The sequence below is a fragment of the Bordetella tumbae genome (assembly GCF_054780995.1).
The window spans coordinates 136432-155421 of record NZ_BAAGVG010000015.1; the positions used below are offsets into that span (position 1 = coordinate 136432).

Genomic DNA, 18990 nt, shown 5'->3' on the forward strand with positions numbered 1-18990 from the left:
TCTCCTGGAAGGAGACGGAGCATGCACGAGAACAAGAATGATGCACCAACATCAAAGGTGTTCTATCGCCCGATCGAAGCGTCCATCCGCTGGGCCGGGCTGCTGCGATACGAGCAGGTGATCCTGGCTTCGATTTCGTCGCCAAGGCGCCTGCCGCAGTCGTTGGACTGCCCACGTTGCGCCGAGCTGAGACTTTGCACCGAACGTATCTTCGACGGCATCCTCAATGGAGAACTGCCCTTCGGGCAGAACGGCATCACGACGCGCGATTCCACGCTGATCGACTCCCCTGATCTGACGGTGCGCCACGTCGATCTGAAGCGCTGGATGCGCCAACACTATCCCGAGCAACGACCGGGCTTCCTCTTCTCCCGAAGCGAGCGCATCACCCATCCCTTCATCTCGCTGGAAACTGGGCAGGCGATGCTAGTCGAGCGCCTGGCCCTGAAATCCACCTTGGACCAGTACAAACGCCAACTGCATGAGTTGCAGGAAAAGCACGGGGCGCTTCTCAAGCAGATGGCGCCCTCTGCTGGCGCACAGTGCCTGATCAGTGATCGCGCCGAAGCCACCTACCTGAACATTATCGGCAGCATGCTGGACCTGATGCTCGGCCAGTCGCCTTCGGGCGTGCCGTACTCCAGCTTCAAGACGCAGGAGGCGGTGGTCAGTGCATTGGTCGCCCATCACAGCGGCGCCATGGGGATCGCGGAGCGGACGCTAAACGGCAAGTTCGCCACGGCCAGACGCCGGCTGCGTAGCGCGACAGTCTGAGGTTTTCCATCTTGTATGTGCAATCGCGGAGATTGCATTTGCAATGTCTTTTCCCATCCATGTCTATTGAATGGAGGTCACGCCAACAAACGCCACTGAGCGTTCAGGAGTGACCGCCATGTCGCAAACACCTGCACTGCCCGCAAGCGAGCGCCGCATCCTGCGGCTTGATGAAGTCGAAACCAAGTCCGGTTTCAAACGCGCCCACATCTACAACCTGATGCGCAAAGGCTTGTTCCCGAAGGCGCTGCGCCTGGGCGTGCGCGCGGTCGGCTGGGACTCCATCGAGATCGATCAGTGGATCGCCGAGCGCGTCAACAACCGGGCCTGACCCGTTCTCCAGCGGACTTCCCATCCTCACACGGAGAACGCCATGCAGGTCGTATCCATCATTTCAACAAAAGGTGGCGTCGGCAAGACCACCACGGCCGCGAACCTCGGCGGGCTTGCCGCCGACGCGGGGCTGCGTGTGCTACTGCTCGACCTCGACGTGCAGCCCACCTTGTCCTCGTACTACGAGCTAGGTCACCGCGCACCTGGTGGCATCTACGAGTTGCTGGCCTTCAACGAGCGCGACCTCGGGCTGCTTGTGTCCCGCACGATCGTCGCGGGCCTGGACTTGGTGCTCTCCAACGACCACCGAGGCGAGCTGAACACCTTGCTGCTGCACGCGCCGGATGGCCGCCTGCGGTTGCGCCATCTCTTGCCGGTCCTGGCGCCTCTCTATGACCTGGTACTGATCGACACCCAAGGCGCGCGATCGGTGCTGCTGGAGATGGCGGTACTCGCCTCCAACCTCGCGCTGTCGCCCGTGACCCCGGAAATCCTCGCGGCGCGCGAGCTGCGGCGCGGCACCATGCAGTTGCTCGAAGACATTGCGCCCTACCGGCACCTGGGCATCGAGCCTCCACCTCTGCATCTGCTCATCAATCGCGTCCACCCTGTGTCAGCCAATGCACGGCTGATCCAGCAGGCCCTGCGCGATCTTTTCCAGGACCATGCCGGCATCCGCGTGCTGGCCACCGACGTGCCGGCCATCGAGGCGTATCCGCGTGCAGCTACGCGCGGATTGCCAGTGCATCGGGTCGAATACCGCCAGCCGCCGGGCAGAGTCGCCCCCGCCGCGCTCGACACCATGCGCGGCCTCGCAGACGAACTATTTCCGCAATGGCGGCACCGATTTGCCATGGTGTCCGGCCGTCCGCCACACCCTCTTGATGCCGGGAGGTTCCATGGCGAACGCACATGAGCTTGCCCGAGGCCACAAGCGGCTTCGCGCCCTGATCGAGTTCGCGGTTGGCGAAGGTTGGCACGTCAAACGCACGCCTGGCGGCCACCTCAAGTTCACCAAGCCTGGCTGCGCCGCGATCTACACCAGCTCGACGGCCAGTGACCACCGGGCGACCCTGAATGCCCGTGCGCAAATCCGCCGCGCCGAGCGCGAGGCCCGATACCAAGCGCAGGGAGGCGGCCATGGCTGAGATCACCTCCCAGCAGATGGCTGGCAAGCTGCTCGCGGCCGGGTTCGAGCGCAGCGGCCCGTCAGCCTCGACCTTGAGCGACCCGATCGCCGACACACCCATGGTCGTGACCCTAGATCAGTTGCGCCCCTACGACCACGATCCCAGGAAAAAACGCAACCCGGCCTACGAGGAAATCAAGGCGTCCATCCGCGAGCGCGGTCTGGACGCGGCGCCGGCCATCACTCGCCGACCAGGTGAGGACCACTACATCATCCGCAACGGCGGAAATACGCGGCTGGCGATCCTGCGCGAACTATGGTCAGAGACCAAGGACGAGCGGTTTTTCCGTATATCGTGCCTGTTCCGGCCGTGGCCCAGCCGCGGCGAAGTCGTCATGCTGACCGGCCACCTGGCCGAGAATGAATTACGCGGGGGCCTCACGTTCATCGAGCGCGCCCTCGGCGTCGAGAAGGCACGCGAGTTCTACGAGCAAGAAAGCGGCACTACCTTGAGCCAGTCCGAGCTGGCCCGCCGCCTCGCTGCCGATGGCTTCCCGGTACAACAGTCGCACATCAGCCGCATGAACGACGCGGTGCAGTATCTCCTGCCCGCGATCCCCACCGTGCTCTATGGCGGCCTCGGTCGCCATCAGGTCGAACGCCTGTCGGTCATGCGCAAAGCCTGCATGCTCGCGTGGGAGCGCTACGCCAAGGGCCGCTCCCTGGTTCAGGACTTCGACGAATTTTTCCAGGAAGCGCTGTCGCAATTCGACGTCCAGGCCGACGAGTTCTCCGCGCAGCGCGTACAGGACGAGCTGATCGGCCAGATGGCCGAGTTGCTGGGTGTCAATTACGACGTGCTCGCCCTGGACATGACCGAATCCGAAAGCCGGCAGCGCGCCTTGATCAGCGACCCAACGCCGCCCTCGACGCCGCCTGCGTTGCCGGAGCCGGAGTCGGAAACCATCGCGCGCCCAACTGCCAACACCGCGCCACCCACCGCAGGGGCTGCATCGGCAGCGCCGCCTGCAGGCCGACCTGCGCGCGAGAGCGACACGGATACCAGTCAGGCGGGTCCGGCCAGCCCTGCGGCGGGGAGCGATCTGCTTCGGGAGCACATCGTTTCGCCGGCACCGACGACCGAACGGCTCCAGTCCATCCAGCGCATGGTCGCCGATCAGTTGGGCGATGCGCTGCCTCCCGACTTCTCGGCGAGCGTCTTGCAGTCCATCCCCGTGCAGGCTGGCGGGCTCTATCCGATCTCCGATGTCTGGTACATCGATCCCGGCTTGGATACTGCCGAGCGCTTGCGCATCCACATCGCACAGTTCGCCCGCGAAATCGCGAGCGAGGCAGACCTGGACGAGTGCATTGATGACCGTGCAGAGGGTATCGGTTTCGCCTGCCGGGCCCGCACCCAAAGTCCGGCGCCGCTGGGCCGTTCCGTCCTCGCATTGTTGGCGTGCCTGGCCGGTCAGCGGCCCGCCGACGTCGGTCTGCACGACGGGCAAATCGTCATCGACCTGCCGGCATTGCTGCACGGCCAGGGTGATGCGGCCCAGCGATTGAGCGACACCGCGCTGGTCAAGCTGTTCCGGCTGCTGCGGCTGGCCCGGCGCCTGCTCGATCTTGAAGCCGGCGCTGCGGACCTTGGAACGTGAGCGAGGGAGGCCAGCATGTCCGCACCACACCCACTCAACCAGGCCGTCATCGCGCAGGCCCTCTATGACCTGCGCAATGGGCAACTGCGCCGGTGCAAACTGATGGGGTTTGGTGAGGAAGAACTGGACGCCCTCAAGCATCCCGCGCTGATCAGCGTGCTCGCCAACGCCAACGTCTCCTGGTGCTCGGTGACGGTCAACCGCGAAGTGCTCCGGCGACTACTCAAGCAGGCGCAGGACGTGGAGAAGGAAATCGCCACGGTCGATCGCATGCTCAGGCTGGGTGCGAGCACCGAGATGGTCAGTCGGTTCTATGGCCTGACCCACCAAGAGGTGGCGCTTCGCCGCGAAATCCTCGGCCTGCCCAAGCGCAAGGGCCGCCACCCCGTGCTGGACGAGAAACAGGACACGGATCTGTGGCGGCAATGGAAGGCCGTGACCGGCAGCAGGAATGTCGATCTCGAAGACGAAACCTCCATTCTCGACGCCGCCATGGACTTGGCCGAAGGCATGTCGCTGCCTCTGTCGGTGGTCTGGGCCTCGATCAAGAGCTGGGTCGATCAAGGATTGGGTTGAGCCATGGCCGTGGACGACACCGCACCACGCCGTGGCCCCGTCGCACTCGCGGACCTGTTCGACGCCGCCTTGAAAGACCTCGTGCCCAAGCCCAGTGCGCCAGCACCTATGCCTGCGCCGACGCCCGCCACGTCCGGCGATGCCTTCCTCTTCAGCGGCAACCGGCATGAGACCGTGCCGCGGCGACTGTTCCTCGACCGTCGCCTTACGCCGCTGGAGCGCAACGCCTGGCAGGTGTTCCGGCTGATGCTCAACGACGATGGCGTGACAGCCTTCCCGACGTATGAGCAGCTTCGACCCTGGCTGGCATCGATGCCCTGCGCCGGGCAGGCCTCGCATGAAACCGTGGCCCGAGCGTTGACGCTGTTGCGCCTCACCCGATGGTTGAGCCTGGTGCGGCGACGGCGTGACCCCAAGACCGGCCGCATCCTCGGCAACCTCTACGTTCTGCACGATGAACCGCTGACGCCCTTCGAGGCCATGCAGCTCGACGCCGACTACCTGGCACTGGTCAGCCAGTCCCTCGGCCATTCGGCCAAGGCCGTCCAGATGGTCGGCCTGAACACCCTTAAGGAGATCGCGGAAGATCCGCTGCTCTCCGGGCGCACATTGCCGTCGCGGCTGCAGGTTCTGGCAGAACGCCTCGCCAGCCAAGGCATCACGGCCGCCGCAAGTTATCCACAGGAGGACGCCGCCCACGATTCCGAAGAAGGAGTATCGAGCCTTCTTCGGAATGCGGATGACCCATCTTCGGAATCCGAAGCAGGGGCGAAACCCGTGCCAAACGCCTCTCTTCGGAATCCGAAGCAGGCCCGTACAGTACGTAGTAGTCGTATTAATGAAGTACGTACTACCGCGCAGGCGCGCGCGCTGGGCGATCTGCAATGGCCCAAGCGCTTCACGGAACTGAAGGCAGAGCAGCAGACAGGTGCCAGGGTGGCATTGCAGCAGGTTGATGCCGCGCTGAGACAGGCCGTGCTGGACGAATGGGCCACACGATGCAGCAGTCATGGCATACGCAATCCTGCGGGGTATCTGTTCGGCATCATCCAGCGCGCCATCCATGGCGAGTTCAATGCCTGGGCCAAGAAAGACGCGCCATCGGCATCCGTCCCACCAAACGAGCGACCACCACCAGCACCGCCACCTCAGCCGCAGGGTAAGCCAGTGCCGCCAGAAGTCGCCAAGCAGCACATCGAGCGGCTACGCAATCTGCTCGCCAGCAAATGAGTCGGCATGCCAGGCGGTGAAACTAGATGCCCATGGCCGCCAGTAGAGCTATCCCCTGGGGATAGTTCCGCTGCTGGGCACAACGCCAAGCTGTCGCAGGCCTGGGATCGACCATCTGCCGCAGCATCGGCGTTGTCCCCCCTGATCTCGGCGTGCAGCGTTCGTTAGCGCTCCATGGAGCTATCCCCTGGGGATAGCTCGCGCCGCATGCAACCGCCACGCCCTAAACCGGGGCCCGCCGGGATTCGGATTCTTGACTGACTGCCTTCCGCTTCCTGTCGAAGCTGGCCGCTCCTTTTCCAACAACGAGCAGACACCATGGCAACCAATGAACCTCTGCAACTGAATCTCGGCTCCCTGCGCAGTGCGATGTCGCTGACCCTGCACACCCATCACGCTTCCCGCATCTGGCATGGCCGCGCCGCCGCCGAGGGGCGACCGGGCATCGTCGGCCTGAATGGCTATATCGCTCAGATGAACAAGATGCGGCGGGGCTCAGAACAAGACGATCCGTACTCGGACTGGTGGATGCTGCGCATCGAGGACAAGCTCGACCACACCAAGGTCACGCTGCAATCGCTGCGCGAGCAGGTGGACCAGGCGCTGGCGAGTGTGCCGCCGGCGCTCAGCCTGGGCGAAAACCTCAACGTGCAGCCGGTCAAGCTCCCGCTCTTCGTCAACGCGCAGCTCGGCTTTGCCGCGGTCTATCTCCTGGCCGACTACGACGACATCGCCCGCAAGCTGATCCTCGCCCATCACACCGCGCTCATTGACCGCAGCACCTTGGAACGCTGGCTCAACGAGGGCGCACATTCATTGCGCAGCCTGTTCTCGCTGGCCCAGCAGTATCGCTATTCGGGCTGCACACGCGATGACTTCGCGTCGAAGAATGCCGCAGCGCGGGCAGCGCTGGAGAAGTATGGCGAACTGCCGCAGGACGTGCTGGAAGGCACGCGCCGGTCGAAGTTTGCGCCGCCCATCGTGCGCCGTGGCCTGAAGCAGCGCGGCGACGGTCCTGCCGAAGCATCACTGCTCGGCGATGAAACCACCACCGCAGAGTCGCCCGAAGCCGCAGCCGGCGAGGACGAGCCGGCATGAGCGATCCGAACCCACCGACCCGCTACTTCCGAGGCCTGCAACAGGGTGCCTTCATGCGGCTGGAACACGCGGCCTATCTAAAAGGCCTTTTAAAGCCTTTTAAGGGTAAAGGGGACTTCGAGGCCTGGGCCAGCCAGTGCTTCGCCATGCGCGACGAGTTGATTGCCCTGGCACAGCGACAGGTACTGGAGCAGGCATGCGGGCACCCCTTCCACCTGCTGCCCATCGAACTGGCCCAACAGACCACTGGCGCAGGAACCGTCTTCTTGCGCTGGCGCAGACACGACAGGTCGGCCATGGGCGTGGCGCTGTGGCGGGAGCTGGTCGCCAGCAGCAGCACACCCGTCAACCTGCTGGCCGACCTGCACGCGATCGAGCTGCAGCGCATCACGTTGAACATGCAGATCAGCCTGCTGCACACCTTGGGCAGGCAGGCGCAGGAATGCGCCAGCAAGGCGGCCGAGGCGGACGACGCCTACCTGCGCCGGCTCACGCCCATTCCCGCCGCAATGCGCGATCGGTGATTGCGCCGGGCACCCAGCACGCTCCCGGCGCCGACGAGGCACGGGTATTTCAACCACCACGGAGATCACATCATGAGCACGCATTTTTCCGGCGAAGGCAACATCGGTTCGCCACCGGAGTACCGCGAATTCCCCAACGGCAACGACGAACCCAGTCGCCTGCTACGCCTGAACGTCTATTTCGACAACCCTGTGCCGAAGAAGGATGGCACGTTCGAGGACCGGGGCGGCTTCTGGGCGCCGGTGGAAATCTGGCACCGCGACGCCGAGCACTGGAAGGACCTGTACCAGAAAGGCATGCGCGTGCTGGTCGTCGGCCGCATGGAGCGCGAACCCTGGACGGATAACGAGGATCAGCCGCGCGAGACCTGGCAGATCAACGCGCGCAGCGTCGGCATCCTGCCGTACCGCATCGAATCCGTGACCCTCAGCCCGAAGCCGCAAGAGGCAGAGCCCAAGCCCCAGGCCGCGCAGGAACCGGCTGCGCCGAAAGAATCCAAGCGCAGGAAGTGAACCGGCATGGAGGGCGGTCGCACGTCTTCGCCGCCCTCCATGCGCTCGCGAGCTATCCCCAGGGGATAGCTCCACCAACGTCCACCGACTTTCACGCGCTCCCTCATATCGCGGCTCCCGGTCCGCACACCTGCGGCCACGCGCCACCCCCGCACAAGCCATTCCATCCCGTGAAAGCGGTCACCGCCGCATGCGGCTTGTTTGCTGCTGCCCCAGGTGGCGCTCGGCATCCTCGATTCCAGCAACTCCATGAACAACGGGAATCGGGATGGACGGACATGCGGCTGTTCTTGTGCGAGAAGCCCTCCCAGGGCAAAGACATTGGCCGGATTCTCGGTGCCACGCAGCGCGCTGAAGGCTGCCTCAACGGTTCCGGCGTCACCGTCACCTGGTGCATCGGCCATCTCGTAGAAGCCGCAGCGCCCGAAGCCTACGACGAGCAGTTGAAGCGCTGGTCCATCGAGCAGTTGCCCATCATTCCTCAGCACTGGCGGGTCGAGGTCAAACCGAAGACCGCCACGCAGTTCAAGGTCGTCAAGGCGCTTCTGGCTAAGGCGACCCAGCTTGTCATCGCCACAGATGCCGACCGCGAGGGCGAGTTGATCGCCCGCGAGATCATCGACCTGTGCGGCTACCGCGGCCCCATCGAACGGCTGTGGTTGTCGGCGCTCAACGATGCTTCCATCCGCGCGGCACTCGGCAAGCTCCGGCCATCGGCCGAGACGTTGCCGATGTACTACTCGGCGCTGGCACGCTCTCGGGCGGACTGGCTCGTCGGCATGAACCTCAGCCGCTTGTTCACGGTGCTGGGACGACAGGCTGGCTACGACGGCGTGCTGTCGGTCGGCCGCGTCCAGACCCCCACGCTCAAACTGGTCGTGGACCGCGACCGCGAGATCGCCGCCTTCGTGTCCGTGCCGTACTGGGCCATCGACGTGTCCCTGTCCGCTGGTGGCCAGGCTTTCACCGCGCAGTGGGTTCCCCCGAACACATGCACCGACGACGCCGGCCGCTGCCTGCAGCAGCCCATCGCGCAGCACGCCGCGCAGCAGATCCGCGCCGCGGACAGCGCCCAGGTGGTGGCGGTCGAAACCGAGCGCGTGCGGGAAGGCCCGCCGCTGCCGTTCGACCTGGGGACCTTGCAGGAGGTGTGTTCCAGGCAGCTTGGGCTCGATGTGCAGGAGACCTTAGACATTGCTCAGGCCCTATACGAGACGCACAAGGCCACGACGTACCCGCGCTCCGATTCGGGCTACCTGCCCGAAAGCATGTTCGCCGAGGTGCCAACGGTCCTCGACAGCCTGGTCAAGACCGATCCCTTGCTGCGACCGATCATGGACCAGCTCGACCGCACTCAACGCTCACGCGCCTGGAACGACGCGAAGGTGTCTGCTCACCACGGCATCATCCCGACGCTCGAACCGGCGAACCTCTCGACCATGAGTGAGAAAGAACTGGCAGTGTATCGGCTGATCCGGGCGCATTACCTGGCGCAATTCCTTCCTCACCACGAGTTCGACCGCACTGTGGCGAACCTCTCCTGCGGCCAGCAGACGCTGGCGGCCACCGGCAAGCAGGTCGTCGTCAAGGGTTGGCACCTGGTGCTGGCCGAACCGCAATCCGAGGAGGATGGCGACCCTGCGGCGCGCAGCCAGGTACTGCCCGCGCTGCGCGAGGGCCTGGCATGTCAGGTGGCCGACGTCGATCTGAAGGCGCTCAAGACGCTGCCCCCTCGACCCTATACGCAGGGCGAGTTGGTCAAGTCCATGAAGGGCGTCGCCAAACTGGTCTCGGACCCGCGCCTGAAACAGAAGCTCAAGGATACGGTCGGCATCGGCACCGAAGCGACGCGGGCCAACATCATCAGTGGCCTGCTGACGCGGGGCTACCTCGTGAAGAAGGGCCGCGCCATCCGTGCCTCGGATGCGGCCTTCACCCTGATCGACGCGGTGCCCACAGCGATTGCCGACCCAGGGACAACCGCCGTCTGGGAACAGGCGCTGGACATGATCGAAGCTGGACAGCTCACGCTGGACGTATTCATCGGCAAGCAGGCTGCATGGATCTCACAGTTGATCGCGCAGTACGGCAGCACGTCCCTGTCCATCAAGGTTCCCCACGGACCGCCTTGCCCACAGTGCGGCGCACCGACGCGCCAGCGCACCGGCAAGAGCGGCCCATTCTGGTCGTGCAGTCGCTACCCCGACTGCAAAGGCACGCTGCCGGTCGAATCCGGCACGTCCAGGCGTGGTGCCTCGCGCCCGCGCCGCAGCGGCCGCAAAGGCTCCTGACCGACCCCGTTCCCCGTGAGCCGTGCCCGCCATCGGCGGCGCGGCCTGTGTTCCGCACGCCCTGCGGGACGCCCAGCGCGCAACGCCTTCTTGTCCGTGTGCGCGTCCCGCCTGGCCGTCCCCGGCCGCGGGACCTGAAGGTAGCTTCTCCGCGAACCGCCTCCTGCGCGTTCTGCTGATCTGCATTTCTCCCGCCTCTGCGAAGGGTCCCCCGGTGGCTTGCCAAGCTGCGCGAGCCACCCGGAGACCCTTCGTGGTCAGCGGTATTCGGTGCCGGTGCCCGCCGGCGCAAAAACGGGCTCCCTTTGTGCGCGGATGTGCGCCAGACGATGCCGGCGCGAACCACGACATGCGCCGGGTGTGATTGCTGATGAGCAGACGGTTCTAGCGACGACCGGGCCTGCACCAGCCCACGGGTGGTTCTGTCCTCCCGAGCCGAAGGCCGCAGGGCCTTCGGCGCCTTTCTCCTGCCTATCAACGTCCCGGCCCGCCCCGGGCCACACGAACAGGAGACCCGACATGAACCCGCAACCTTGCACCCTTCGCGGTGCGCCCCAGGCCGCGCCACTGCTGTACGGCAGCGTGTGCAGCGGCATCGAGGCCGTGAGCCTCGCATGGCAACCCCTCGGCCTCAAAGCCGCGTGGTTCGCCGAGATCGAGCCGTTCCCGAGCGCCGTGCTCGCCCACCGTTACCCCCATGTGCCCAACCTGGGCGACATGACCGCGATCGCCCGTCAGGTGCGCGCCGGCATCGTGCCGGCGCCCGACATCCTGGTCGGCGGCACGCCGTGCCAGTCGTTCAGCGTTGCCGGCGCGCGCCAGGGGCTGAACGACCCGCGCGGCGCCTTGACCCTTGCCTATGTGGAGCTTGCAAATGCCATCGACCAAACCCGCCACCAAGACCGCCGCCCGCCGGCAACGCTCGTCTGGGAAAACGTCCCCGGCGTCCTCAACGACCGCAGCAATGCCTTCGGGCATTTCCTGGGAGCACTGGCCGGAGAAAGCCGTGCGCTCCAGCCGCCAGGGGAAAAATGGGCGCACGCTGGTTGTGTGTCTGGACCCCGCCGCCGCATCGCCTGGCGCGTGCTCGACGCTCAATATTTCGGTGTCGCCCAACGCCGCAAGCGCGTGTTTCTTGTGGCATGTGGTGGTGATGACCTCGATCCCTCCGAAGTACTTTTTGAGCGCACAGGCCTGCGCGGGGATTCTTCTGCGGGCCGCGCGCCGTGGCAAGAAGCTGCCCGCGCTGCTGGATCGGGTGCTGCTGCAGCAGGCGGATACGCAGGATTCGCTGGACTGAACCAGCCCTACGGCAAGGTCACGACGACGTTCGGATTCAGCGGCGGCATCGGCCCCGTCGATGTTGCGGCATGCCTGATGGCCGCGGGTCCCAAGCACGACATCCGCACCGAGACGTTCATGGTGCAGTCCATCGCCGGCAGCATCGCCCACACCCTCGACACCGCCAACAACGGCAAGGGCAGCAGCGAGGACGGTACGGGAAAGGGCGTGCCGATCATCGCCTTCACCGCCCAGGGCAGCGGCGCGGACGCCACGATCGACCTGACGCCGACGCTGCGTGCCGGCGGGCATCGCAACAGCCATGCGAACGCAGGCGTCGTACCCGCCATCGCCTTCGCGCAGAACAACCGCGGCGAAGTGCGCTTCGAGTCGGGGCATGGACAGGTGTCTTGCACCGTCCTGTCCAACGGCAAGCCGGGCTACGGTGTGCCGATGGTGGCCTGCGTTGCCCTGCGGGGACGGACGCAGGGTCTTGCCGCCGAACTGGGCGGAAGCGTTGCAGCGGCGTTGCGTACCAGCGGCGGCGGCGCAGACAAGCCCCATGTCCTGGCCCCCGACTTCGAGGCACATTTCCGCTACGACTGGAATGAATCCGGTGCAGCGGACTGGTCGCAATGGCGGGTGCGGCGGCTGATGCCCATGGAGTGCGAGCGGCTGCAGGGCATGCCCGACGACTACACGCTGATCCCGTATCGCGGCAAGCCTGCCGCAGACGCTCCGCGCTACAAGGCGATTGGCAACTCCATGGCCGTCCCGTGCATGGCTTGGCTGGGCAACCGGCTGGTGCAGTGCCTGCACAAGACGGACTTGACCGATTCGGATTGATCGACGACGCAGCCTGCCGGCCGCGCCATTCTCTCCCTGCATTGCCGATGTATCGGCAGCAGCCCGCAGCCAGGGTGTCAAGGCTGCCGTGGGTTCCGCCCACGCCACCCACCAGTTCGCTTCGGCATCTCACCGGCGAACGCTGCCCACCGGGGCATCGATGCCTCCTTTCTCCAACCCACGGGATGGTCGCCACGTCCCGTTAGGGGCATGTCGCCACCCGGTCGATTTCAGGATCTCCCATGGAAACCATCACCAAGCAAGACCGCATCACGCTGAAGAACCTCAAGGTGGCCGACTTCGCCAGCGAGGAAACGCTGTGCTTCACCGCGACCATCGTGTTCGACGGCATTCCCATCGCCGAGGCCCGCAACGACGGCCACGGCGGCTCGACGTTCCTCCACGCACTCAACGGCAAGGCGGCGCTGCTGGCGCAGGCCGAAGCCTTCGCCAAGGGCCTGCCGCCTGCGCCGCTCGACCTGGGCCACGAGGGTGAAGACCCTCATTACATCGCCATGACGCTCGACTTCCTGGTCGATGAGCTGGCCGATGCCATGCACGCGGAACGCAAGGTGCGAGCCGCGTTCAACCGCGACATCGGCAACAAGGTGCTGTTCATCAAGGACCGCAAACTGCTGTTCATCAAGGGCATCAAGCTCAAGGCCATCGCCGACCGCAAGTCGTACTTCGCTTCGCTGCGCGCCCGGCAGGCCCAGCCCATCGTCATCCTCGCCGAGCTGCCGCCCGAGCAGGCATTCGACCTGTGGAAGCAGCATGTCCTGGGCGACAAGCCCGACTGACCCAGCACCACCGCACCCTCCTGACAGCCCCGCACTCGACGCGGGGCTTTTCTTTTCTCTGAGCCCATCAATCGGGGCTGTGCCGGATGCGGTTTTCCAACTGACGCAGCACGGCCCTCGCAAGAAGCTGCCCGCATGTTCGCTGATTCGTCAGCACATGCCAGCAGCCAGGGTTCCAGGCTGCCGCGGGTCTCTCCCGCGTCACCCACCAGTCCGCATCGCATCAATTCTGCGGATGAGCGTCCCCGTGACGCTGATGCTTTTTATCAACCGCGTGCGGGAGCTGCCATCCCGTGAGGGACAAGGCCCCGCTTTTCCAAGGAGCCCGTCCATGTCCCAGCAAGCCTCTTTCGGCCAGTTGGCCCTGACCTACTGCGGCAAGTTCCTGCCGCTCGAAGTCTTGCAAAGCGCCGCCGGCCACTACATCGGCACGCGCGATACCGAAGGTCCCGTTTCGCGGGAATCCCGCGAGTACTTCCGCAGCTATGCCGCGGCTCAACGCGCCCTCGAAAGAGGCGGCTGGTCCCAGCTCGCCATTCCCTGATCCAACTGGAGAAATCACATCATGAACCAGCTACTGCCGCGGGAAGTCGTCGATCAGATCATGCGGGAAGAGCAGCATTTCGCTGCCGCGCCCCAAGCCTTCTTCGAGGCCTGGAAGCGCGGTGTCGAGATTGCTGGTCCCGAGTGGTTCGGCGACGGCACCCGTGAAGGCCTGAACCGGGCCAACACCAAGTGGGATTTGCGTCCCGACATGCTGCGGCTCAACGATGCCCTCGGCGTCCTGAGCAGCGGCGAACGCATGTTCCTGTCCGCCATGGTCAGCTTCTACAACGCGCGCGAGGGCGGTGCCATGCTCAAGCGCTGCCACTTCCACGGGCTGTCGGACTTCGACGGTCTCGATCTGGAACGCCGCAAGGTCATCGCCGACCTGCTGGTGAACTACAGCGGTTGGTGAGTCGGTCTCCGGCACGCCACTGTCTTCTCGATCCTCCCGTGAGGGACATGCGCTCATAAGGCCATGTCCCTCAATTTTTCTTCCCCATCGCCCGGCGCCAACGGCCCTGGGCTATTCCCTGCGGATGCCATCGTCCGCAGGGGCTGGCTCCGCTCTTCTCGAAAGGAGCCAGCATGGCAAACAACTACTACGAAGGCACGGGCGTTCTCGTGCTCGACCGCGTTACTCCCGTCATCAAGGCACTGTTCGATGCCTTCGCGCTCGACGAAAACCATCCCGGCAATGGGCAGGCCTACATCGCCCAGATCGCCGAGACCAATGATCCACGCTGGACAGATGTGCTGGACGGTCTGGAAAACCTGGCCACACAACTCGGAATCCCCATGCCCGACGACGAAGAGTTGTCGATTCCGCCTCTGCTTGAACGGCTGGCCGCGCACTTCGGTGCTGACCAGGACGGGGAGCTGGAGAACCTGATAGAGCACCACCACTTCGAGGACAGCGCGGACCTGGAAGCCCTGCTTCTGATCGCTACCCGCTTCGATGATGGCCATAACCTGACCGCCATACAGTTTGAGGGCTGCTGGTATTGCAGCAAGCCAAGGCTATTCGAGTTCGGCGGCAACGGCTGCTACCTGAGCCGCGAGGTCCAGGTCTTCAGAACGTCCTCGCAGGCGCTTCAACTCGGCGATCAACTGCGCAACACCATCCTGGCCGCCGACATCGAAGAGGCCTCAGCGTTGATCGCGCTGGAGGCCGCCAACCTGCTTGCCGGCATCACCGATGAGCAATTTCGCCTAAATGTGCGCCATCGCATCGCCGAACGGCTGGCTCAGACGTCAACGATCAGCGCCGACTGACGCATTTTCCACTTTCAACCCACCGGGTCCAATTCCCGGTGGCGGGGATTGGCTCCATTATTCAAATCTGGAGAGTTCCCATGTCCCTGAAACCCAATCCCTTTCTCCGCGGATACTGGAATCTGAAAATCGTCCGCACGCTGTGCATCAGCTACGAGGATGGAAGCCCGCATGTCTGGCGAATCATCCACCCGAGCCAAAAGCACCTTTCCGACGAGGAAATGATTTCATCCTCGTGCATCGTCACCAGCGATTTCGCCGTAGTCAGGAATGGTCCCGAACCCGTGAGTGCCGAGGTACTGGCCGAATGCGATGCCGGAGAAGGTGTCAGCGGCGAAGGCGTAATCGGCGCCGTGGTCTATGCCATCCATGGCGATGACTTCGACGGCCGCCCCATCCACGTCGGCGACGCCTATTCGGCAGAGGCAGCGCGGGAGGTCGTACAGCGCCTGAGTTTCGAGACCGGCTATTACAGCCGGTGCTGGGAAATCAGCAGCGCGCACATAAGCGAGGAAACCAGCCAATACCTCGCCAACCTGGCAGACCTCGCCACGCCGGAGGCCTTCCTGTTCATCGCGTTCCGGGTTCCGTACAGCCCGGCGATCGGCATCAAGCTGATCTCCACCCCCTGGACGGACAAGAACCTGGACCACGCCGAGGGCATCAGTGCGGAGCAGCTTCGCCAGGAGCACCGAAGCAAGGGTATGCCGGATGACCTGGCGAACGTCATTGAACTGGCTGGCCAGGCCGATGTGCGCATCCTGATTCTCGACGCCGACGCACCCGTGCTGTTGGGCCTGCCGTTGGCCGAATCCTAGCAGCCGCTCGACGCAACATCCTTCCTCTTTGTTCTCCCCCATACCGGCCCGTCTCCCTCCCGGAACCGGGCTGATCCATTTTCATAGGAGCAACCTCATGTTCCCCGACCTCATCTCGCGCACGCCAGACTTCGAGCACCAGCTCGGCGCCTGCGTCAATGCCATGGGCCAGGACGACGCCATCGGCCAGATCCTGGTATTCGAGCGCATGAGCGGCACGCTGCACATGCGCCATATCGCCAGCGCCGACCTGGTGGACACCGACATTGACGACTACGAAATGGTCGTCTTCGACGGTGGCAACACCAGCGGCGATACATGGAAGCATGTCTTCTTCCCACGTCAGCGCGAGCACTACTTCGTGTACGAAGCCTGACCCAACCAAGCCCCTTTCGAGGGGCTTTTTCTTGTCCGCAGCGCAGGAAAGCGGGTGCGACGCTGTGCGATTTCTTGCGGGCAGGCCGCCCATTCCAGAGCCATCCTTGCTCCATGTTCGTCGGCGTTGCCGACACATGCCCTGGCAGCCGAGACCTTCAAGGCTGCAAGTGCGGGAAACCGTGCTGGTCGTTTCTTCCTATGGACGTACCCCGTCCGTTCACGCCACCCACAAGGGACCTCTCCCTTGCGGGCGGGGAATCCCTTGTTCTTCCTCAAGGAGATTCCCATGGACCGTTCCCTCATCAAATCCATGATGCCTTCGCTTGTCGCGGGCCATATGCCTCGCAACGTGCGTTCGTTCAAATACCGCGTATTCGATGATCAGCCGCAGTCCTCGACGTTGGGCTTCGCCATCGACCCTCAGCCCTTCAACGGCAAGGTGGTCTCCGCGACCGACGATGCCATCGTCGTCAAGCTCAAGCCTTCCGAGTTCGCCGTGCTCGATCCCAACCTGGTGACCACCGTTCCCAGCGAGGGCGCCAAGGTCCATGTCCAACCCTACGCCCGGCGACGTTTCGACGGGCTGCGCGCGGACACCCCGGAAGTCGTCACCGAGAAGACTTCGGATGGCACGCCTTACACCATCACGAGGCATATCCTTGGCAAAGCACCCGCCAAGCTGCCAATTCCCGAGCCGCAGTGCATGGAGCTGGGCCAACTCATCGAGCAGTTGGAGGAGATGCCCGCGCCCGACGGGTTCCGGTGCATCACCCACATGCTGGTCGATGCAGGTGCCCGCGACTTCGCCTGGGTCGATCCCAAGCCCTCCAAGATCATCGAGACCCCGCCGGCGATCAGCTTCACGGTCTCAACCACCAAGTTCGAGGGTCAGGTGACGATCCTCTACGACCGTGGCGGCGACACCTACGTGGTGGAGCTGCACCGCGACGGTGAGTTGATCGATAGGCACGACGAGGTGTATTTCGACATGCTCGGTGAAGTGCTGGAGCGGCTCATCGACGACGGGCGCTGGCGCCTGATCGGCGTGAGCGTGATCGACGCCAAAGCCTCTCGTCAACGTCAGGCGGTTCCAGCCTGACGCGCCAGACAGGAAGCCTAGCGGCACGACTGATCAGTCCACAGCCTACCGGCGACTGCCCCACAAGCCTTCCATCCGTTTCGGTGGAGGGCTTTTTTCTTCATCCATACAGGAGATTTCAACCATGTCACTGCGATTCAGAGGCTCCGACCTGCGCCCCGTGCTTGCCGAGGCCATCGCCAACCAATGCCGCGTCGCCCTGGCCAAGGACCAGGGCGTGTACTTCCTCGCCGAGCGCGGAGAGCGCCGCCCCGATGGCCGCGTGAAGCTGCTGGCCTATGCCGTCGGCTGCAACCCGGATACCGACCCGTTCGATGACTGGTGGGAACTGGCACGCGCCGAGCTTGGCGGCGACGATTTCGGCGAGTTCTTCGACCCGAAAGACAGCGTTTTCACTCGCATTCTGCAAAGCTCAGATGATCTGGAGCTGTCCGCCACCGCTACGTATCTGTCACTGGCGGCGGTGGAATCGGCGTAGTCCAAAAATGTCCGCATACCCCTTGAAGCCCCCATTTCGGGGGCTTTCTTTTGGGCGGAACTGGGCAGCCTGGAAAAAATGGGAAGCGCCCGGATGCCGATTGATTGCTGTCGCGCGCGCGAGGCCCGGCCATGCTGACCCCATGCCTGCTGACGTTGTCAGCGACATGCCAGGCAACCATCGGTCTTCGAGGTTGCGTCGCAGTTCCCACTGCGTGACCGAGCCAGCTCGCACCGCATCCATCCGCGAGCGGCCACCAGTCTCTGGTGGCGGATGCTTTCGCCTTATCGACCCACCGCGGGGTTACGCACCTTTCCCCGCATGCGTGGGGCTGGTGTGTCTCCGCTTCTTCCCTATGGAGATTCACCATGAACACCACGTCCAACGAGAAATCGTATTTCGACCTCCACACCTCGGGCATCGGCTACATCCAGCGTGTCCGTGAAGTGCCTGTCCGGGGCGGCCGCCGTGCGCAGCCTTTCCTGGCATGCACCGTTGCCGCGCTGGTCGGCCCCGCCAGGGACCCCAGCTACCGCTACTTCGACGTCAAGGTCTCGGGTGCCGAGGCCAAGAACCTCGTCCAGCGCTACATCGGCGTTGACGATCCCAAGCAGCGCCCGCTGGTGCGCTTCCGCCTCGGCGACCTGTGGGGCGATGCGTACATCCGCGACAAGGGCGAGCGCAAGGGTGAAGCCGCCGCGTCCCTCAAGGCGCGACTGCTCAAGGCCGAGCCGCTTGACCGGGCCGAACTGGCTTCCATCAAGCAGCACGAGCTGATCACCCGCGGCATCGGCTACCTCAGCCGTCCGAAGGACGTCACCCCCAAGGATGGCGATCCGTTCCTGTCGTGCTGCGTCGCGGCTCTGGCCGGGCCTGTCGGTGAACCGGACTATCGGTACTTCGACACCATCGTCGCCACCCCTGAAGCCGAGCACCTGGTTCGCCGGTGCGTGCAGGCCATCGAAGGGGACCGCAAGGTGCTGATCGCCTTCAAGTTGAACGACATGAAGATCGATCCGTACATCCGCACCAAGGGTGAGCGCGCCGGGGAGCCGGGAGCGAGCCTGGAATCGACGCTGATCCACATCGGTCTGATCAAGATCGACGGCACCCAGGTCTATCCGACGAGCCAGGCGCAAGCCGAGGCGCCGCAGGCCGAGGACGCACCCGCGCCCGAAGCCGAGGATGCCGCCGACACCGCTGCCGACCAGCCTATCGAGTCCGCCGAGCGCGAGCCCGCAGGTGAAGTCGAAGAGCAGGAGCCGGCATTGGCTGCTTCGTTCTGATCCGGCATGGCCCCTCACGGGGCCTTGCCTTTTTCCTATTCCTCAAGGAGAAGCATC

At 64.4% G+C, this 18990-nt stretch carries 21 protein-coding genes; all 21 read left to right on the forward strand.

Going from position 1 to position 18990, the window contains the following annotated elements; genetic code table 11:
* Positions 1–21: 21 nt before the first annotated feature.
* The 21 genes from ACYVI2_RS12875 (at position 22) to ACYVI2_RS12975 (ending at position 18933) form a co-directional block, all read left to right on the forward strand.
* Complete coding sequence (locus ACYVI2_RS12875) at positions 22–774, forward strand: hypothetical protein (protein ID WP_019726332.1); 753 nt, start codon at positions 22–24, stop codon at positions 772–774.
* Positions 775–892: 118 nt separating this feature from the next.
* Positions 893–1105: an AlpA family transcriptional regulator gene (locus ACYVI2_RS12880; protein ID WP_009459729.1), complete on the forward strand. Its 213-nt coding sequence runs from the start codon at positions 893–895 to the stop codon at positions 1103–1105.
* A gap of 42 nt (positions 1106–1147) precedes the next feature.
* Positions 1148–2023, forward strand: a complete 876-nt coding sequence (locus ACYVI2_RS12885; RefSeq protein ID WP_009459727.1) for a ParA family protein — start codon at positions 1148–1150, stop codon at positions 2021–2023.
* Positions 2007–2255 carry a hypothetical protein gene (locus ACYVI2_RS12890; protein WP_019726333.1) on the forward strand — a complete coding sequence of 83 codons (249 nt, stop codon included), beginning with the start codon at positions 2007–2009 and terminating at the stop codon, positions 2253–2255. The genes ACYVI2_RS12885 and ACYVI2_RS12890 overlap by 17 nt, the downstream gene beginning before the upstream one ends.
* Positions 2248–3897 (forward strand): ParB family protein, encoded by a 1650-nt coding sequence (locus ACYVI2_RS12895; RefSeq protein WP_009459725.1) that lies wholly within the window; start codon positions 2248–2250, stop codon positions 3895–3897. The genes ACYVI2_RS12890 and ACYVI2_RS12895 overlap by 8 nt, the downstream gene beginning before the upstream one ends.
* Before the next feature lie 15 nt (positions 3898–3912).
* Positions 3913–4473, forward strand: a complete 561-nt coding sequence (locus ACYVI2_RS12900) for a DUF2857 domain-containing protein (RefSeq protein ID WP_009459723.1) — start codon at positions 3913–3915, stop codon at positions 4471–4473.
* 3 nt (positions 4474–4476) lie between these two features.
* The gene (locus ACYVI2_RS12905) at positions 4477–5703 is read left to right on the forward strand and encodes an STY4528 family pathogenicity island replication protein (protein ID WP_009459721.1); all 1227 of its coding nucleotides are present in this window, start codon (positions 4477–4479) and stop codon (positions 5701–5703) included.
* Between the two features lie 318 nt (positions 5704–6021).
* Positions 6022–6801, forward strand: a complete 780-nt coding sequence (locus ACYVI2_RS12910) for a PFL_4669 family integrating conjugative element protein (protein ID WP_009459719.1) — start codon at positions 6022–6024, stop codon at positions 6799–6801.
* The gene (locus ACYVI2_RS12915; RefSeq protein WP_009459718.1) at positions 6798–7325 is read left to right on the forward strand and encodes a DUF3158 family protein; all 528 of its coding nucleotides are present in this window, start codon (positions 6798–6800) and stop codon (positions 7323–7325) included. Before ACYVI2_RS12910 ends, ACYVI2_RS12915 begins: the two co-directional genes overlap by 4 nt.
* Positions 7326–7397: 72 nt before the next feature.
* Positions 7398–7838, forward strand: a complete 441-nt coding sequence (locus ACYVI2_RS12920) for a single-stranded DNA-binding protein (protein WP_019726334.1) — start codon at positions 7398–7400, stop codon at positions 7836–7838.
* Between the two features lie 278 nt (positions 7839–8116).
* Positions 8117–10129 (forward strand): DNA topoisomerase III, encoded by a 2013-nt coding sequence (locus tag ACYVI2_RS12925; RefSeq protein ID WP_009459717.1) that lies wholly within the window; start codon positions 8117–8119, stop codon positions 10127–10129.
* 519 nt (positions 10130–10648) lie between these two features.
* Positions 10649–12256 (forward strand): DNA cytosine methyltransferase, encoded by a 1608-nt coding sequence (locus ACYVI2_RS12930; RefSeq protein WP_009459716.1) that lies wholly within the window; start codon positions 10649–10651, stop codon positions 12254–12256.
* Between the two features lie 242 nt (positions 12257–12498).
* Positions 12499–13056 (forward strand): hypothetical protein, encoded by a 558-nt coding sequence (locus ACYVI2_RS12935; RefSeq protein ID WP_009459715.1) that lies wholly within the window; start codon positions 12499–12501, stop codon positions 13054–13056.
* 331 nt (positions 13057–13387) lie between these two features.
* A complete protein-coding gene (locus tag ACYVI2_RS12940; protein WP_003290186.1) occupies positions 13388–13600 on the forward strand; it encodes a hypothetical protein in 213 nt (70 codons plus the stop codon).
* A gap of 21 nt (positions 13601–13621) precedes the next feature.
* On the forward strand, positions 13622–14014 hold the full coding sequence (locus ACYVI2_RS12945; protein WP_009459709.1) for a hypothetical protein: 393 nt from the start codon (positions 13622–13624) through the stop codon (positions 14012–14014).
* A 173-nt stretch (positions 14015–14187) separates the two neighbouring features.
* Positions 14188–14874 carry a hypothetical protein gene (locus tag ACYVI2_RS12950; protein WP_009459708.1) on the forward strand — a complete coding sequence of 229 codons (687 nt, stop codon included), beginning with the start codon at positions 14188–14190 and terminating at the stop codon, positions 14872–14874.
* An 80-nt stretch (positions 14875–14954) separates the two neighbouring features.
* Complete coding sequence (locus tag ACYVI2_RS12955; RefSeq protein ID WP_009459707.1) at positions 14955–15692, forward strand: DUF5983 family protein; 738 nt, start codon at positions 14955–14957, stop codon at positions 15690–15692.
* Between the two features lie 97 nt (positions 15693–15789).
* Positions 15790–16068 carry a hypothetical protein gene (locus ACYVI2_RS12960; RefSeq protein ID WP_009459701.1) on the forward strand — a complete coding sequence of 93 codons (279 nt, stop codon included), beginning with the start codon at positions 15790–15792 and terminating at the stop codon, positions 16066–16068.
* A gap of 288 nt (positions 16069–16356) precedes the next feature.
* Positions 16357–17169 carry a hypothetical protein gene (locus ACYVI2_RS12965; RefSeq protein ID WP_019726335.1) on the forward strand — a complete coding sequence of 271 codons (813 nt, stop codon included), beginning with the start codon at positions 16357–16359 and terminating at the stop codon, positions 17167–17169.
* Positions 17170–17293: 124 nt separating this feature from the next.
* Positions 17294–17647: a DUF3085 domain-containing protein gene (locus tag ACYVI2_RS12970; RefSeq protein ID WP_009459699.1), complete on the forward strand. Its 354-nt coding sequence runs from the start codon at positions 17294–17296 to the stop codon at positions 17645–17647.
* A 368-nt stretch (positions 17648–18015) separates the two neighbouring features.
* Positions 18016–18933, forward strand: a complete 918-nt coding sequence (locus ACYVI2_RS12975) for a DUF3577 domain-containing protein (protein ID WP_009459698.1) — start codon at positions 18016–18018, stop codon at positions 18931–18933.
* The last annotated feature ends 57 nt before the right edge of the window (positions 18934–18990 follow it).